Annotated in this window: 14 protein-coding genes and 1 tRNA gene; 9 read left to right on the top strand and 6 right to left on the bottom strand. The window is 63.5% G+C overall.

Translation table 11 applies throughout. The annotated features are described in order from the left end of the window. The first annotated feature begins 13 nt into the window (after window positions 1-13). Window positions 14-1,057, top strand: a complete 1,044-nt coding sequence (locus CAL18_RS02235; protein WP_094817252.1) for a leucyl aminopeptidase — start codon at window positions 14-16, stop codon at window positions 1,055-1,057. Window positions 1,058-1,088: 31 nt separating this feature from the next. On the opposite strand, the gene CAL18_RS02230 is transcribed toward CAL18_RS02235, so the two are convergent. Further along, window positions 1,089-1,841 (bottom strand): IclR family transcriptional regulator, encoded by a 753-nt coding sequence (locus tag CAL18_RS02230; RefSeq protein ID WP_026641036.1) that lies wholly within the window; start codon window positions 1,839-1,841, stop codon window positions 1,089-1,091. A gap of 196 nt (window positions 1,842-2,037) precedes the next feature. On the opposite strand from CAL18_RS02230, the gene CAL18_RS02225 reads away from it, so the two are divergent. The 8 genes from CAL18_RS02225 (at window position 2,038) to CAL18_RS02190 (ending at window position 9,932) form a co-directional block, all read left to right on the top strand. Beyond that, on the top strand, window positions 2,038-2,955 hold the full coding sequence (locus tag CAL18_RS02225; protein WP_051423881.1) for a Bug family tripartite tricarboxylate transporter substrate binding protein: 918 nt from the start codon (window positions 2,038-2,040) through the stop codon (window positions 2,953-2,955). A gap of 15 nt (window positions 2,956-2,970) precedes the next feature. Continuing rightward, entirely contained in the window at window positions 2,971-5,268 is a 2,298-nt protein-coding gene (locus tag CAL18_RS02220; RefSeq protein ID WP_094817250.1) for a xanthine dehydrogenase family protein molybdopterin-binding subunit, read from the top strand. A gap of 11 nt (window positions 5,269-5,279) precedes the next feature. After that, on the top strand, window positions 5,280-6,080 hold the full coding sequence (locus CAL18_RS02215) for a CoxG family protein (protein ID WP_094795946.1): 801 nt from the start codon (window positions 5,280-5,282) through the stop codon (window positions 6,078-6,080). After that, complete coding sequence (locus tag CAL18_RS02210) at window positions 6,080-6,943, top strand: FAD binding domain-containing protein (protein WP_026641039.1); 864 nt, start codon at window positions 6,080-6,082, stop codon at window positions 6,941-6,943. The genes CAL18_RS02215 and CAL18_RS02210 overlap by 1 nt, the downstream gene beginning before the upstream one ends. Further along, a complete protein-coding gene (locus tag CAL18_RS02205) occupies window positions 6,940-7,440 on the top strand; it encodes a (2Fe-2S)-binding protein (protein WP_081745763.1) in 501 nt (166 codons plus the stop codon). The genes CAL18_RS02210 and CAL18_RS02205 overlap by 4 nt, the downstream gene beginning before the upstream one ends. An 8-nt stretch (window positions 7,441-7,448) precedes the next feature. Further along, the gene (locus CAL18_RS02200; protein WP_026641040.1) at window positions 7,449-8,666 is read left to right on the top strand and encodes an FAD-dependent oxidoreductase; all 1,218 of its coding nucleotides are present in this window, start codon (window positions 7,449-7,451) and stop codon (window positions 8,664-8,666) included. Between the two features lie 4 nt (window positions 8,667-8,670). Beyond that, entirely contained in the window at window positions 8,671-9,369 is a 699-nt protein-coding gene (locus CAL18_RS02195) for an isochorismatase family protein (RefSeq protein WP_038852595.1), read from the top strand. Between the two features lie 188 nt (window positions 9,370-9,557). After that, window positions 9,558-9,932, top strand: a complete 375-nt coding sequence (locus CAL18_RS02190) for a winged helix-turn-helix transcriptional regulator (protein ID WP_026641042.1) — start codon at window positions 9,558-9,560, stop codon at window positions 9,930-9,932. Here the strand turns inward: CAL18_RS02190 and CAL18_RS02185 are convergent. The 5 genes from CAL18_RS02185 to CAL18_RS02165 all read right to left on the bottom strand — a co-directional run bounded on the left by CAL18_RS02185 (window position 9,901) and on the right by CAL18_RS02165 (window position 14,432). Next, window positions 9,901-10,722: an alpha/beta fold hydrolase gene (locus CAL18_RS02185; RefSeq protein WP_094817249.1), complete on the bottom strand. Its 822-nt coding sequence runs from the start codon at window positions 10,720-10,722 to the stop codon at window positions 9,901-9,903. The genes CAL18_RS02190 and CAL18_RS02185 overlap by 32 nt on opposite strands. Before the next feature lie 78 nt (window positions 10,723-10,800). After that, a complete protein-coding gene (locus CAL18_RS02180) occupies window positions 10,801-11,544 on the bottom strand; it encodes a YdcF family protein (protein WP_026641044.1) in 744 nt (247 codons plus the stop codon). Between the two features lie 42 nt (window positions 11,545-11,586). Beyond that, entirely contained in the window at window positions 11,587-13,212 is a 1,626-nt protein-coding gene (locus CAL18_RS02175) for a GMC family oxidoreductase (RefSeq protein WP_026641045.1), read from the bottom strand. A 296-nt stretch (window positions 13,213-13,508) separates the two neighbouring features. Next, window positions 13,509-13,584: transfer RNA gene (locus CAL18_RS02170), tRNA-Lys, on the bottom strand. Window positions 13,585-13,634: 50 nt separating this feature from the next. Then, window positions 13,635-14,432 (bottom strand): MetQ/NlpA family ABC transporter substrate-binding protein, encoded by a 798-nt coding sequence (locus CAL18_RS02165; RefSeq protein ID WP_026641046.1) that lies wholly within the window; start codon window positions 14,430-14,432, stop codon window positions 13,635-13,637. Between the last annotated feature and the right edge of the window lie 7 nt (window positions 14,433-14,439).

Here is a 14,439-nt window from a genome sequence, read left to right as displayed (position 1 = left end):
AAAGGAGCCGCAGTTGAAAATCGACGCGGAAGTTTTGAATCTGTTCATTGAAGAGCTGAAGCTCTGCAAGGTGACCCCCGAAGAAACTGTGGTCATCCTGACAGCTGACGACGAATGGCAGGAAAACGCAAATGCATTCATGGCGGCGGCGCAGAGCCTGGGCGCCACGACGTTTAACTTGAATGTGCGCCGCGGCCAGAAAAACGCCGTGGGCGTGCAGGGGCGCCACCCTCTGGTAGGCAACGAGCTGGCCATGCGGACGCTCAAATCGGCGCACCTGGTGATCGACATGGTGGGGCTGCTGTTTTCTCGCGAGCAAGCCGAAATCCAGGCGGCGGGCGCGCGCATACTGCGCGTCATGGAACCCTTCCATGTACTGAAGCAGATGTTCCCCACCGAAGACCTGCGGCGGCGCGTCGAGCATGCAAAGAGCATGCTCGAGCAAGCCAGGGAGCTGCGCTTTACGTCCGGGGCGGGCACCGACGTTACGTATCAGTTGGGTCAATACCCGGTCATCTCCGAATACGGGTACACCTACGAGCCCGGCCGCTGGGACCACTTTCCATCCGGCTTCGCGTTCACCCAGGGCAACGATGGCGGCGTGAACGGCACCGTCGTGCTGCAGCCGGGCGATATCCTGTGCGCGTTCAAGCGGTATGTCGAATCGCCGGTCACTCTGCAGATCAAGGATGGCTACGTGGTGGACATTTCCGGCAGCGGCGTAGACGCGCGCCTGATCGACAGCTACATCAAGAGTTTCAACGATGACCGCGCCTATGCGATTTCCCACATCGGCTGGGGGCTCAATGAAAAAGCCCGGTGGTACCAGTTCGCGGTAACGCGGCAGCTCCCTGCCGAACATGTGATGAACGCGCTGTCGTTCTATGGCAATGTGCTGTTTTCCCTGGGCCCCAACCTGGAGGTGGGCGGCACAAACGATACTGCCTGCCATCTTGACCTGCCGATGCGCGAATGCAATCTATGGCTGGATGGCGAGCAGATCCTGGAAAAAGGCGAAGTGGTCCACCCTGCGATGCGCGTCGAGCGCCACGCCTGACCACGACGGGCCCATGTCCGCCATGGGCCCGCTACGCGGCAGACCGCCCGGCCGCGTCCCAGCTGTCAAACAGCGTTGTGTCTCCGCCCAGCCGGCGCGTCAAGTCCGCCGCGGCGGCCAGCAAACGGGCGGACATGGCGGGAATCAAGTCGTCCGAGAATCGGGCGGCCGGCCCCGACAATGCCAGCGCGCCGCGCAGGCGCTTCTGCGGCCCGAACACCGGCGCCGCTATGGCGGCGATATCGGGTTCGCGCTCGCCGATGGTAATGATGTACGGCTGCGCGGGCGGCTTCGACCCGGATGCCAGCCCCGGGTCAAACACCGTAAGTACGCGGCCCGCCGCACCCTTGTCGAGCGGCACCAGATCGCCTGTGCGGATATGGTCGCGAATAGAGCGTGGTGAATCCACCCTGAACAGGCACACGCGGTGGTCGCCCTCGCGGGTAAAGAACGACGCACCCTCTTCGGTTTCCTGCACGAGCTTGCGCAGGATGGGCGGCACGTGGTCATCCAGGCGCAGCGCGGCCTGATACAGCCCCCCCCAGTGCAGCAGCATCGAACCCAGCTGATAACTACCATCATCCAGGCGCACGATGCAGTGCTCACGCACCAGCGTCGAGAGCAGCCTGAGGATCGTGCTTTTGTACATCCCGGTACGGCGCGCAAGTTCGTTCAGGGACAAAGAGCTATCGCCCGCACGGAATGCGTTCAACACAGCAATTGCCCGCTCTACCGCGGCAACGCCCCCGCCCGATTTCGTGTCGCTATCCGGTGCTTCCGACATTTGTTTCTCTGTCTGGTGCTTTTCCTAGTTGACATTGTAGCGTACTGCTACGCAGAATATCGTTCCTCTATACAGAACGCTCAGGGCCGTGCGGCAGTCGGCCTATTTCATTGTTTTTACAAACTGGGGGTACCGAAGCATGCGCAACATTCATTGGAAGAGATTTGTCGCCGGGCTAGCCTGTGGACTGGGCATAATGGGTGCGGTCCAAGCCCAGTCCTATCCCAGCACGCCCGTCACCCTTATCGCGCCTTACCCGCCGGGCGGGGCCACCGACCTGTATGCCCGCTCTGTAGCTGCCGGCCTGGAAACACTGGGGCAGCCGGTCGTCGTTGAGAACCGCGCGGGCGCATCGGGCATCATCGGCGCCGATTACGCGTCGCGCGCGGCCGCTGACGGCCACACCATGCTTATCGGCGCCTCGTCCATGTTCTCGGTGCTGCCGCTGCTCAGCGCACGCATGAACGACGTCTATGAAAAGATCGAACCCATATCGTTGCTGGGTTTCAACCCGTCGTACGTCGTCGTCCCCGGCACGCTGCCGGTGAACTCCATCCAGGAACTTATCGCATACCTGAAGGCCAACCCCGGCAAATTCGGCTACGGTTCGGCAGGCGCGGGAACGTCCCAGCATGTGTTCATGGAGTTGTTCAAGCAACGCGCCGGCGTAGATGTATTCGCCGTGCAGTACAAGGGCAGCGGGCCCATGGTCATAGACCTGATCGCCGACCGCGTGGTCATGGCCATCGAGCAAGGCCCCGCAGTTCTGCAGCACATCAAATCCGGCAAGCTGAAAGCCCTGGCCGTCACCACCGCAAAGCGGTCCGAAGCCCTGCCCGACGTGCCGACCCTTGCTGAAAGCGTACTGCCCGGTTTCGAGGCAGTGACGTGGTTCGCGCTGTACGGCCCCAAAGGGCTGCCGCAAGAAGTGCTCGACAAAGTCGTTCCGCAGGTGGCCAAGACCATGGCGTCTCCGGAAGTCAAAGCGCGCCTGGGCGCCGTGGGCGTAGAGCCCGCGTCCAGCACGCCCGAAGAAGTCGCCAAGCGCCAGGCCGCGGAAACCGCCATGTGGAAAGACGTGATCGCACGCTCGAACATCTCGCTTGAAAACTGAGGCCCAGGCCCGATCATGCATTCGACGCCCCCCCTTTCACTTGGCGCGGAGCCGCGCGCCGACTACCTTGAAAAGGTAACCGGCGCCGCGGTCTACGCAAGCGACGTCACGGTGCCGAATATGCTGCACGGAAAAATTCTGCGCAGTACGGTGCCGCACGCGCGCATCGTCCAGATCGACGTCAGCGCGGCGCTTGCCATGCCTGGCGTGGCCGCCGTCCTGACGGGCGACGATCTGAAAGATCTGCCTGGCACGGAAATCCGCTGGGGCCTCTCGTTGCGTGACAGGCCTGTCATTGCAGTGGATAAAGTCCGGTACGTGGGCGACCCCGTGGCCGCGGTGGCCGCGATCGACGAGGCCACCGCCGAAGCGGCGGTCGATGCCATCCACGTCACATATGATCCGCTGCCCTATTCCACCACGGCCCAAGACGCGCTCAGCGAAGGCGCCGCCCTGGTCCACGAAGACATGGACGTCCTCAAGGACTATTACTTCCGCGGACATTGCAATCCGGTGGCAGGCACCAACCAGTTTCAGCAATGGAGCTATGAAAGCGGCGACCCTGACAGCATTTTCCAGAGCGATGTCAGGGTCTTTGAAGACACGTTCACGTTCCCGATGGTCTTTCACTACGCAATGGAGCCCCACGTCTGCGTTGCGCACTGGACCCCGAAATCGCTCGAGATCTGGAGCGGCGGCCAGACGCCCACCGCGATCCAGCGCGTCTGCTCCGAGATCCTGGGTGTTCCGTTGGCGTGCGTCCGCGTGCATTCTCCTTACGTAGGCGGCGGCTTTGGCGGAAAAGCATCCGTAAAGATCGACCCTTTGGTAGCGGCGCTCTCCTGGAAGGCCCGCGCGCCGGTGCGTATCTGCCTGTCGATCGCCGAATCGATGCTGACCTGCAGACGCCTGGACGCCGAACTCACCCTGAAGACAGCGGTGGACCCGCACGGCAAGATCGTCGCCAAGTCCGTACGCGCCGTGCTCAACGGGGGCGCATATGCCGACACGGGGCCGGCCATCGCCGTCAAGGCCGCAATCCGTGCCATCGGTCCGTACCACATACCCAACCTCAAGCTCGAGGCAGTCGGCGTCTATACCAATACAGTGCCGGGCGCCGCCTTCCGGTCAATTGGCGGCCCGCAGGCCGTGTGGGCGACTGAATCCCAGATGGACATCATCGCGCACGAGCTGGGCATCGATCCCGTGGAATTCCGCATGCTCAACCTGGCCGACAAGGGCCAGACCATCAAGCACGACCTCAGGCCGATCGACGTCGACATGCGGCGCTCATTGCGCGCAGCCCTGGATACCCTGGGCAGCCTGCCCGAACCTCGCCACGAAGGCCCCCGCGCGGTAGGCGTGGCGGTGGGCGCCACCGACCCTGGCATCATGCCTATAGGCGGCGCCATTGTCCGGCTGCGAGCCGACGGCTCGGTCAGCGTATCGGCCAATACGGTAGAAATCGGCCAGGGAAGCCGCGGCGTGTTACGCATCGTCGCCAACAAGGTGCTGAACCAGCCCCTGAACAAAATCACGGTGGCCGAGCCCGATACCTTGCAGGCCCCCTACGACTGGGGCACTGGCGCCAGCCGCTCTACCGTCATCATCGGGCTGGCCGTGCAACTGGCCTGCGAAGACATCGTGCGCCAGGTTTGCGACACCGCCGCGGACATTCTGGGCGGGTCTGCGCAAGACTACCAACTCGTCGATAACGCCGTACAGGGCCCGGCGGGTTCCATAGAACTGATCGAACTGCTGCGCCGTTTCAACGGCATGGCGGCCGGTGAGTTCCTGGGCGTCGGCCGCGTCAATCCCAATACCAAGAATGGCGCGTTCAAGATCCAGCCGCTGTTCTGGGAAACCGGCGCCGGAGCGTTCGAGATCGCCCTCGACGAAGACACAGGGGCCATCCGGGTACTGCGTGTCGGCGGCGCCGCGGACCTGGGCCGGGTGATCAACCCCAAGGCGGCGGAAGGCCAGGACGAAGGCGCCATGGTCATGGCGCTGGGCCACACCCTGTCCGAAGAATACATCTACGAAGACGGCCAGGTCGTCAACGGCACCCTGTTTGACTACAAGGTGCCCACGACAGAAGACGCCCCGCATCACGTCGGCACCGCGCTGATCGAAAGCGGAGACGGCCCCGGCCCGTTCGGCGCCCGCGGGGGCGGCGAAGGCGCGATCTTGCCTGCCGCGCCGGCCATCGCCAATGCGCTGTTCCAAGGGTGGGGCATCCGGGTGAAAGAACTTCCGCTCACGCCCGAGCGCGTCTGGCGCGCCCTGCGTGACAAGAAACCAACCAAAGACTAACTATTGACGCCATGGACTTCAGAATCGACGCCTTGCTGCCGGCTACCGCTGCACAGTTGTGGGCCATCTTCTTCGACGTAAAGCGCGTGGCCGCGCTCATCCCCGGCTGTGACAACGTCGTTGAAGTCGAAAACCTCAAAGAGTTCTCGGCGGTAATGCGCCAAAAAATCGGGCCCTTCAAGCTCGAAGTTCCCACCGCCATCCATATCGACTCCTACGATCCGCAGCGGCAGGTGTCGCTGAAGGCCGCAGGCTGCGACAAAGCCACCGGCACCACCATAGATGTGGGCATGGTGGTCAACCTGGAAGAACAGCGCGACGGCGACCGCACCATGTGCAAGCTCGATGTCACCGCCACGATGCAGGTCGCCGGCCGGCTGGCATCGTTGGGGTATCCCATAGTCCGCAAGCGTTCGGAACAGTTGTTCGCTGAATTCGAGCAGCGCCTGCGCGACGAACTGTCCGGCGTCGGCCAGGATAGGTCTCCGGCACAGCAGGTCGCATCCGCAACTACACCGACGGGCCGCGTCGCGCCTACAGCGGTCGAGCCACGCGCGGCTGCGGACGCGACGCCAAGCGCCGCCGCCCAGCCCGCCCAAGCAGCCGCCTCGCCGGCCGCGCCTGTGCCGGCCGCACGTGAGCCCAGGGCAACGGTTACTGAACTGGTGTTTCTGTGGCCCCGGCTGGGCATCAATGTTGCCGTTGCCATCGGCGTGGCACACGGGGCGGTCGCCTTGGGCGAATCGCACTGGTGGTGGCTGGCTGCGCCGCTGCTTGGCGTTGCAGCCAGCCTGGGCAAGCGGGGTGCGTGATGCGGCCGAAGAGATTTTTTCTTCACCGGCCCAAAAACCTTGACGAGGCGCTTGCCCTCAAGGCGCGGCACGGTGACGAGGCAGCCTTCCACGCGGGCGGCACCGAATTGCTGGTGGCGTTGAAAGCCCATGTCCTGCGCTACGAGCACGTCATCGACCTGAAGCAGGTCGATGAACTCAAAGGCGTGCGCCTGGACGCCGACCACACCATCGTCATCGGCGCACTGGCCACGCATGACACCATCGCCAACCATCCCATTGTGCGCGAGTGCCTGCCTGGATATGCCGAACTGAGCGAGAACGTGGCGAACATCCGCGTACGAGTGGCCGGTACGCTGGGCGGCGTGCTGTGCTTTGGCGAACCGCACGCCGACGCCCCCACCATGTTGTCGGCCCTGGACGCCTGGGTCGTGCTCGCCGGCCCCAAAGGTGTGCGCGAAGTGCCCTCCAGGGATTTCCATCTGGGCGAGTTCACCACTGCCCGCGACGAAGACGAGATTCTGGTGTCGATCAATATCGCGCCGCAATCTCGGGGGACACGGTCGGCCTATCGCGCCTTCGGCCATACCGAGCGGCCGGCGGTCGGCGTCGCAGCGGTCTGGTCTACCGACAATCCGCAACGGCTGAGCCTGTGGGCCGGCGCGATATCCTCGCGGCCCGTGCGGCTGGCACGCGCGGAACAAGCCGCCTCGGAAATTCCCCATGGCCTGGATGCCGAACAGACGTGGGGCCGGCTCAAAGACGCTGTCGCCGCCGACGCCGCCAGTATCGAAGCCCACGACGATCTGCACGGCGGCGCCGACTACAAACGCCATCTCGTCTCGGTGCTTGCCGGGCGCGCTATCAGGGCATGCATATCATGAGCCACATCGACCAAGAAATTCCATTGATGCGCGTAGACTTCAAGCTCAATGGCGCGCACGCGAGCGTCGAAGTCGAGCCGCGCGAAATGCTGATAGACGTATTGCGCGACCGCCTTCACCTGAAGGGCACCAAACGATCCTGCGACGTGCAGGTCTGCGGCGCTTGTACCGTCCTGCTCGACGGCAATCCCGCCTCGAGCTGCACCACCTTGTGCGCGGACGCGCACGAGCGCGAAATCACCACGATCGAAGGGTTGGCGCAAGGCAGGCAGCTCGACCCCGTGCAGCGTGCGTTCATCGCCCATGGCGCGCTGCAATGCGGGTTCTGCACCCCCGGAATGATCCTGGCCGTCAAGTCGATGCTTGCGCGATATGACAACCCGTCGGAAGAAACCGTGCGCCACTATCTGCGCGGCAACATCTGCCGCTGTACCGGATACGTGAAGATTCTCGAAGCCATCATGGACCTCGTCCATAACCCGTCAAAGTATCAATAGAGGGACAAATGTCTGACTCCACGAATAAACAAGGTCGCCCCCACGTGCTCATCGCGGGTGCGGGAATGGGCGGCTTGACGCTTGCGCTCGCCCTGCTTCAGAAAGGTTACGACGTCGACGTCTACGAACAGTCGGCCGAACTTCGCGAAGTCGGCGCCGGCCTATGGATTTCGGCCAACGGGTCCAAGGTCATGAACGCGCTGGGCCTTGCCGAGCAGTTGCAGAAAATCAACCTGCCTCCGCAGGATCGACTGATCCGCTACTGGAAAACCGGCGAATCCAAGTCGGTTCTGCCATCCAACGCTTCGCCCAAGGCAGACCACACGCTGGTGCAGGTGTTGCGCGCAGAACTGCAACGCGTGCTGTACGAAGCCGTGGTCCGCCTCAAACCCGACGCGGTTCATTTCGGGGTGCGCACCATCGGCGCCGAAACCGTCGACGGCCGCGCCCGCCTCCTGCTCGAAAATGGCGAGTATGTGGAAGGCAACGTCGTAGTCGGTTGCGACGGCGCACACTCCCGCGTGCGCCAATCGCTTTTCGGGCCCGCCCCTGCCCGCTATACCGACGCGTTGGCCTGGCGAGGCCTTGCCCCGATGAACAAGCTCAAGCCACAGCACCGCGAGCCGCTTGCCTCGACATGGGTAGGCCCTACGGCGCATGTCACCACCTACCCTGTGCAGCGCAATGGCGAGCTGTTTGTCAGCTTTTCTGCGCAGGTCGACAGTTCAACCTGGCACACCGAATCGTGGTCCGAAAAAGGCGACCTGGCCGACGCGCTCAAAGACTTCGAAGGCTGGCACCAGGACATTCTCGACCTTTTCATCAGTTCGGAAAACCTGTTCCGGTGGGGGTTGTTCGTCCGCGACCCGCTGGACGCCTGGTCCAAAGGCCACGTGACCCTTCTGGGCGACGCCTGCCATTCGATGACGCCCTACCTGGGCATGGGCGTCAACATGACCATGGAAGACGCCTACGTGCTCGCGCGCTGTCTGGAGGCAGGCGGCGGCGATATTCCGGGGGCGCTGCAACGCTATGACCACGCGCGGATCGCACGCGCCAACCGTACCAAGGCCGAATCGTTGAAGATGCTGAAGATATTCCACAGCCCCGCATTGGAGCAGCCCGGCACCGCCTGGCCCTACATCGACCGGCAGTGGTCCACCGAAGCAGTGCGCGAACGCTACGACTGGCTGCTCCAGTACGATGCAACCACGGTGGAGATCTAAGGCAATGACGCAGGTACAGGTCAAGCGACGCCCGTGGCACGGGATCATCCCCGAAAACGAGATCGATATTTACCAGAAGGCGGGCTGGGGCGCCCCGGCGGGCATCGGCAAGCGCGCCGCACTGCTGGTTATCGATGTGCAGTACCGGTCGATGGGTTATGCGCCCATGCCTATCGAACAAGCCATCGAATCAATGCCTACCAGCTGCGGCGAGCATGGCTGGCAAGCCGTGCCGCACATTGCGCGCTTGCTCGATGTATTCCACGAAATGGGTGCGCCGGTCATTTATCCTTATGTCGCGCCTAAACAATCCCATGACCGCGGCCAGTTCGAATCCAAAGTGCCGAAGGTGATGTCTGTGGCACCTTCTGATTACGATTTCGTGAAAGAAGTCAGTCCGAAGGCCGGCGATATCCAGATTCCCAAGTTCCAGGCCAGCGCCTTCCATGGCACAGGATTGGCCAGCTACTTGGTTGGCCGGAGCATCGATACCCTGGTAGTCACCGGCTGCACGACCAGCGGGTGCGTGCGGGCCACGGTGGTCGACGGATGCGCGTTGAACTACAAGGTGGTGGTGCCTCAGGACGCGGTCTACGACCGCTCGCAGGTATCGCACGCCGTCAACCTGTTCGACATGGCCAGCAAGTACGCCGACGTCATGCCTACCGACGATCTCGTCACACTGCTTCGGGCCCTCAAGTAGGCGGGCGCCTGCGGCCCGGGTGTCGCCACATCCGGGCCGCAGGGCGATGCCCCGGATTCCGGGCCCCTGCGGCTCGACACCCGGGGCGCTTCAAAGGCGGACCCGAGATTTTTCTTGACACGGAGAACCCCTACAGCGTAAGATTTTTATATCGCGATAACTATTATCGCACTTAACGACACCAGCCCATGAGAAAGCAATACACCCCCGAGTCGGCTGCAGCCGATGTCGAGACCGTTATCCGCCTGCTCGAAGGGCGCTGGAAGCTGATCATCCTGTTCCACCTGTTCTCGGAAAAGGTGCTGCGCTATTCCGAACTCGAACGATCGATCCCGGGCATATCGCAGAAGATGCTGTCGCAGCAGCTGCGCCAGCTGGAAAGCTGCGGCATCGTCGTGCGCACGCTGTACCCCGAAGTCCCGCCCAAGGTCGAATATCAACTGTCGGAATGGGGCAAGGCGCTGTGCCCGGCCTTTGACGCCATGTTGCTGTGGTTCGAACAACGCCCGCCGGCGCATGATTCCGTTGCCGCTACGCCCGCCCCTCAATCACGTCCTGGGTGAACTCCCGCAACAGCCGGTTGATCACGTCCGGCGTTTCCCAGAACGCTGAATGGGACGCGTCGGCAATGCGCAGGCATTCGCCTCGCCACAAACGCGCGTAAGGCACGCTGTCGACATAATCCAGGTTGATGATGCGGTCGTCGGCGCCATTGACGATGGCGGTGGGCACGGCCGCTGCCGCCACCGTTTCGCGCTGGTTCACGCCTGCGGCGCGCCCGGCTTCGCCAAACAACGTAGGCCTGAAGACGGCATCGGTGCGTTCGATCGCCTGGCGCATGAAGGGTTCGACGCACGGGCCAAAAACCGCCGAGGCAAAGTACGCCGCCTCTTGCGGCGTCAACTCGCCTTTCGAGGCCAGCCCGTTCAGTGGCTTGCCGTTGAACCCCTGCGCGATATCCAGGCCTACCGGCGGCGAGCCCATCAGGAAAAGCCCGCCAGGCACGGCCGAACGGGCCAGCATCTCGATGGCGACATGCCCGCCCAGCGACGCGCCAACGACAACGGCGCGTTTGATATTCAGCTGGTCCAGCAGTTCCAGCATCATGCCGGCCAGGCCCGGCAGGATATAACTGCGCCCTGGGTCGTGGGCGTTTTCTGACTCGCCATGCCCGGGCAGGTCTGGCGCCACCAGTTTGTAGCCGTCCAGCAGCCCGGAAGAAAACTGGTTCTGAAACACGCGCCGGCACGCGGAGTTGCCGTGTATGAACACAATGGGAAAGCCGCTGCCTTGGACTTCTGTGGCAATGCGGCCGTGCGATGTGACGACGTCGTGTCGCGTTGATATTCGCATGAACTGGCTCCGGGAAAACTGTACAGGCAATGGTCGACAAGCCCTGCGGGCGCTATCCGCCCGGCATGGGCGGCGCGCTCAGGACACCCTGGGCGGATTCCAGCCCATCAGGTTATAGACGTGATAGCGGGCAATACCCAGGTATTCGTGCAGCGCCAGGTCTGCAACGGCAAAGTTGTAGGCCACCGGCATGGCCGACGACAGGACACCGAAGTAGTCGGCACGCGCGGGCGTGGCAGACACGCCGAAATGGCCGAAATAAAGCAGGCTGCGCCGCATGTGCATGCTTGATGTGACCAGCACGATGCGGTCGCCTGCATCGGCGTTCAACATCGGGCTGGAAAACTGCGCGTTCTGCCACGTGTTCCGGCTGCGGGGCTCCAGCACCAGTTGCGCGCTGTCCACGCCCAAGCGGACAAGCAGTTGCCCGTAGATTTCCGCCTCGGACACGCCGAGCCCGGCGGGGTCGCCCCCGCTTAGCAGCACCTTGCATTCGCCGCTGGCCTGCCGGCAGGCCGCGTACAGGCGTGCGGCCTCTGCAATCCTTGCATAAGCAAACGGGCCCGGCTCGGCGCGGTCAGCCACCTGTTGCAAGCCCGCGCCCAACACCACAATGACGTTGCGCGCGCCCCAGTGCACGTCCGGCTTCTGTTCGAAGTCCGATTGCAGGCCGTCGGCCAGCGCGCGGGCGGCGGGCCCGCAGCCCACCGCCACGCCATACAACGCCAGCACGGCGCAGATCGCCAGGCCGGCGCGCCGCCAGCGCAAGATCAGGCAGCAGGCCGCCACCGCAATAAGCAACACCAGAAAAAACGACGCCACGCCTGGATCTCCAACGATTTCAAGAAATAAAATGCCCGGCCGTCACGCGATCGGGGCGGGGGTCGCGCGCATGCCGTGCGCCGCTTTGATGAAGTCCGCGGCCCGCTCGCCAATGACTACGCAAGGCGCCATGGTGTTGCCCGCCGTGATGCGAGGCATGATCGAGGCGTCGGCCACGCGCAGGTTCTCGATGCCATACACCCGCAGCTGCGCATCGACAACCGACATCTCGTCCCTGCCCATTTTGGCGGTACCCGCCTGATGCCAGTAGGTGATCGCGGCGTTTTTCAGGAACTGGACCATGTCTGCCCGGTGGCGGTAGCGCGGGGCCACTTCCCGCTTGACCAGTCCGCTGAGCGCAGGGTGGTTGCCGATCTCGCGCGTCAGCTCCAACGTGGCCACCGCGGCGTCCAGATCCCGGGGGTCGCTCAGCGCGTTCGGATCGATCAGCACGGGGTCGCCGGGGTTGGGCCCTGAAATGCGAACCGTGCCGCGGCTCTTGGGCCGCCCCAGCCCCGCAAACATGGTCCAGCCATGCTCGGGCGCCACAACACCGGTTTCGGGCGGCGACGGCACCGCGAACTCCAGCTGGCACAGCAATACGTCCGGTTCGCTCATGCGGGCGTCGCTCTTCCAGTACACCGTGCTTTCGCACCCGCCGGCGCCCACCGGCTGCGGCGTCTTGTATTCCCATGTGCATCCGAATGCAATGTGGTCCTGGTGGTTCTCGCCCACGCCCGGCAAATGTGCGTGCACCGCAATGCCGTGCTGCCTGAGCAGATCGGCGGGGCCGATGCCGGACTGCATCAGCACCTTCGGAGTATTGACTGCTCCCATGGACAGCACCACTTCGCGCCGCGCGTGGACGGTGCGCCGCTGGCCCCGCACCGCCAGCGCCACGCCGACCACCTTCTTGCCGTCCAGCACCAGCCGCTCCACGAGCGCGTCGGTGACCACCGTCAGATTGGGCCGTTGCAACATCGGGTGCACGTACGACCGATAGACCGACTCGCGCTTGCCGTCGCGGATGCGCAGGTCGGCAAAGGCGGCCCCGCCGGGGCGTTCCATCATTTCGCCATTCGGGCTGTCGTAGCGGGGAATGCCCATCGCGCCAGCGGCTTCGACCGTGGCGTGCGCCAACGTCTGCGGCGAGGCAGCGGGCGCCACATAAGCCGGCCCGCCGATGCCCCGGCGCACGCTGTCCGGCGCGCCTTGCCAGTCCTCTATCCTGCGGTAGTACGACAGTATGGATTGATAGCCCCAGCCTGCATCACCGGACTCGGCCGCATAGAAGTCCCAGTCAGACTGGTGGCCACGCGCCCACACCATCACATTGATGCTGGAGCCGCCGCCCAGGCCCTTGCCCATGCTCAATGGCAGGCGCCTGCCATTGAGCGCTGCGGTGGGTTCGCCCACGAACGCCCAGTCGTGGGTGGACCCCAGATTGGTGGGCCAGCGCGCCGGGTCGGCAATCCGCTCGTGCGCATCGTGCCCGCCGGCCTCGAGCAACAGCACCCGCGCATCGCCGTCTTCTGCCAGGCGCGCGGCCACCACACATCCGGCCGAACCGGCGCCGCACACGATAAAGTCGTAAGAGTCCTGCAATGGCCCCGCAAAGGCCGCATCGATGGCTTGGAGATCAGGTTGCGCTTGCGTATCAATGTTCATGAATAAATCGCGTCGTTGAGTTTGAGTAGAACGCCCGCGAGACGCAAACAACCAGCCATCTGGCGCCTTGCCTGGTTATCGGGATGCGAGGGGGGCGAACATGAGCACCAGGTGATCAGGCTGGTGCGGACGCAATTCTGCGCAGTGTTGCGCAAGCTTTCAAGAACGCACGAGATAGTAAGGAACTTACCGCGGCGCCGTTTCGGCCTCGGCAAGCGTGCGTTTTCATGGGGCGACGCCAAAAGAAAAGCGCCACCCAAAAGGGTGGCGCTGATCATGTGCATGCTGCGAATTCGTGGTGGGTCGTGCGCGACTCGAACGCGCGACCAACGGATTAAAAGTCCGCTGCTCTACCAACTGAGCTAACGACCCGACCGAAGCGCGAAATTATGACGTACTTCAGCTGGGCTGTCAAAAAGGCCTTACCAGGCGGCTACCACCGCGCCCTTGAACTTCTCGGCGATGAATGCCTTCACCGGGGGGCTTTGATAGATTTCCACCAGCTTGCGCAGATCGGCACGGCCCTGGTCTTGCTCGCGGATCGCCAGCACATTGGCATAGGGCGATTCCGAGGATTCACGCGCGATGGCGTCGGTATTGGGGTCCAGGCCGGCTTCGAGCGCGAAGTTGGTGTTCACCGCGGACGCATCGGTATCGTCCAGCGAGCGCGGCAACTGGGCGGCGTCGAGCTCGACAAAGCGCAGCTTGCGCGGGTTCTCGGCCACATCGATCGGCGTGGCTTTCAACCCGGCATCCGGATTCAGCTTGATGAGGCCTTGCTGTTGCAGCAGCAGCAAGGCGCGGCCGCCGTTGGTGGGGTCATTGGGAATGCCGATCTGCGCGCCCTGCTTCAGCTCATCCAGGCTCTTGACCTTCTTGCTGTAGATGCCAATGGGAAAAATCACCGTCTTGGCAATGCTGACGAGCTTGTAGCCGCGGTCGGCATTGGCGGCATCCAGGTAGGGCTGGTGCTGGTAGCTGTTCATGTCCAGATCGCCTGCCGACAAGGCCGCGTTCGGCTGCACGTAGTCGCTGAACTCGATGATCTCGACTTCGATGCCCTGCTTGGCGGCTTCCTGCTTGACCACGTCGAAAATCTGCGCGTGCGGCCCGGCCGTCACGCCCACTTTCAGGGGCTTGTCCTGCGCCAGGACGGGTTGCGCAACGACGGCGGCGCCCAAGGTCAGCGCGGCCAGCGACTTGATGAATTTGATGCTCATGTTGCTT

Source organism: Bordetella genomosp. 7 (genome assembly GCF_002261415.1).
Classification (GTDB): domain Bacteria; phylum Pseudomonadota; class Gammaproteobacteria; order Burkholderiales; family Burkholderiaceae_B; genus Bordetella_A.
This window is presented reverse-complemented; position numbering and strand designations above follow the sequence as displayed.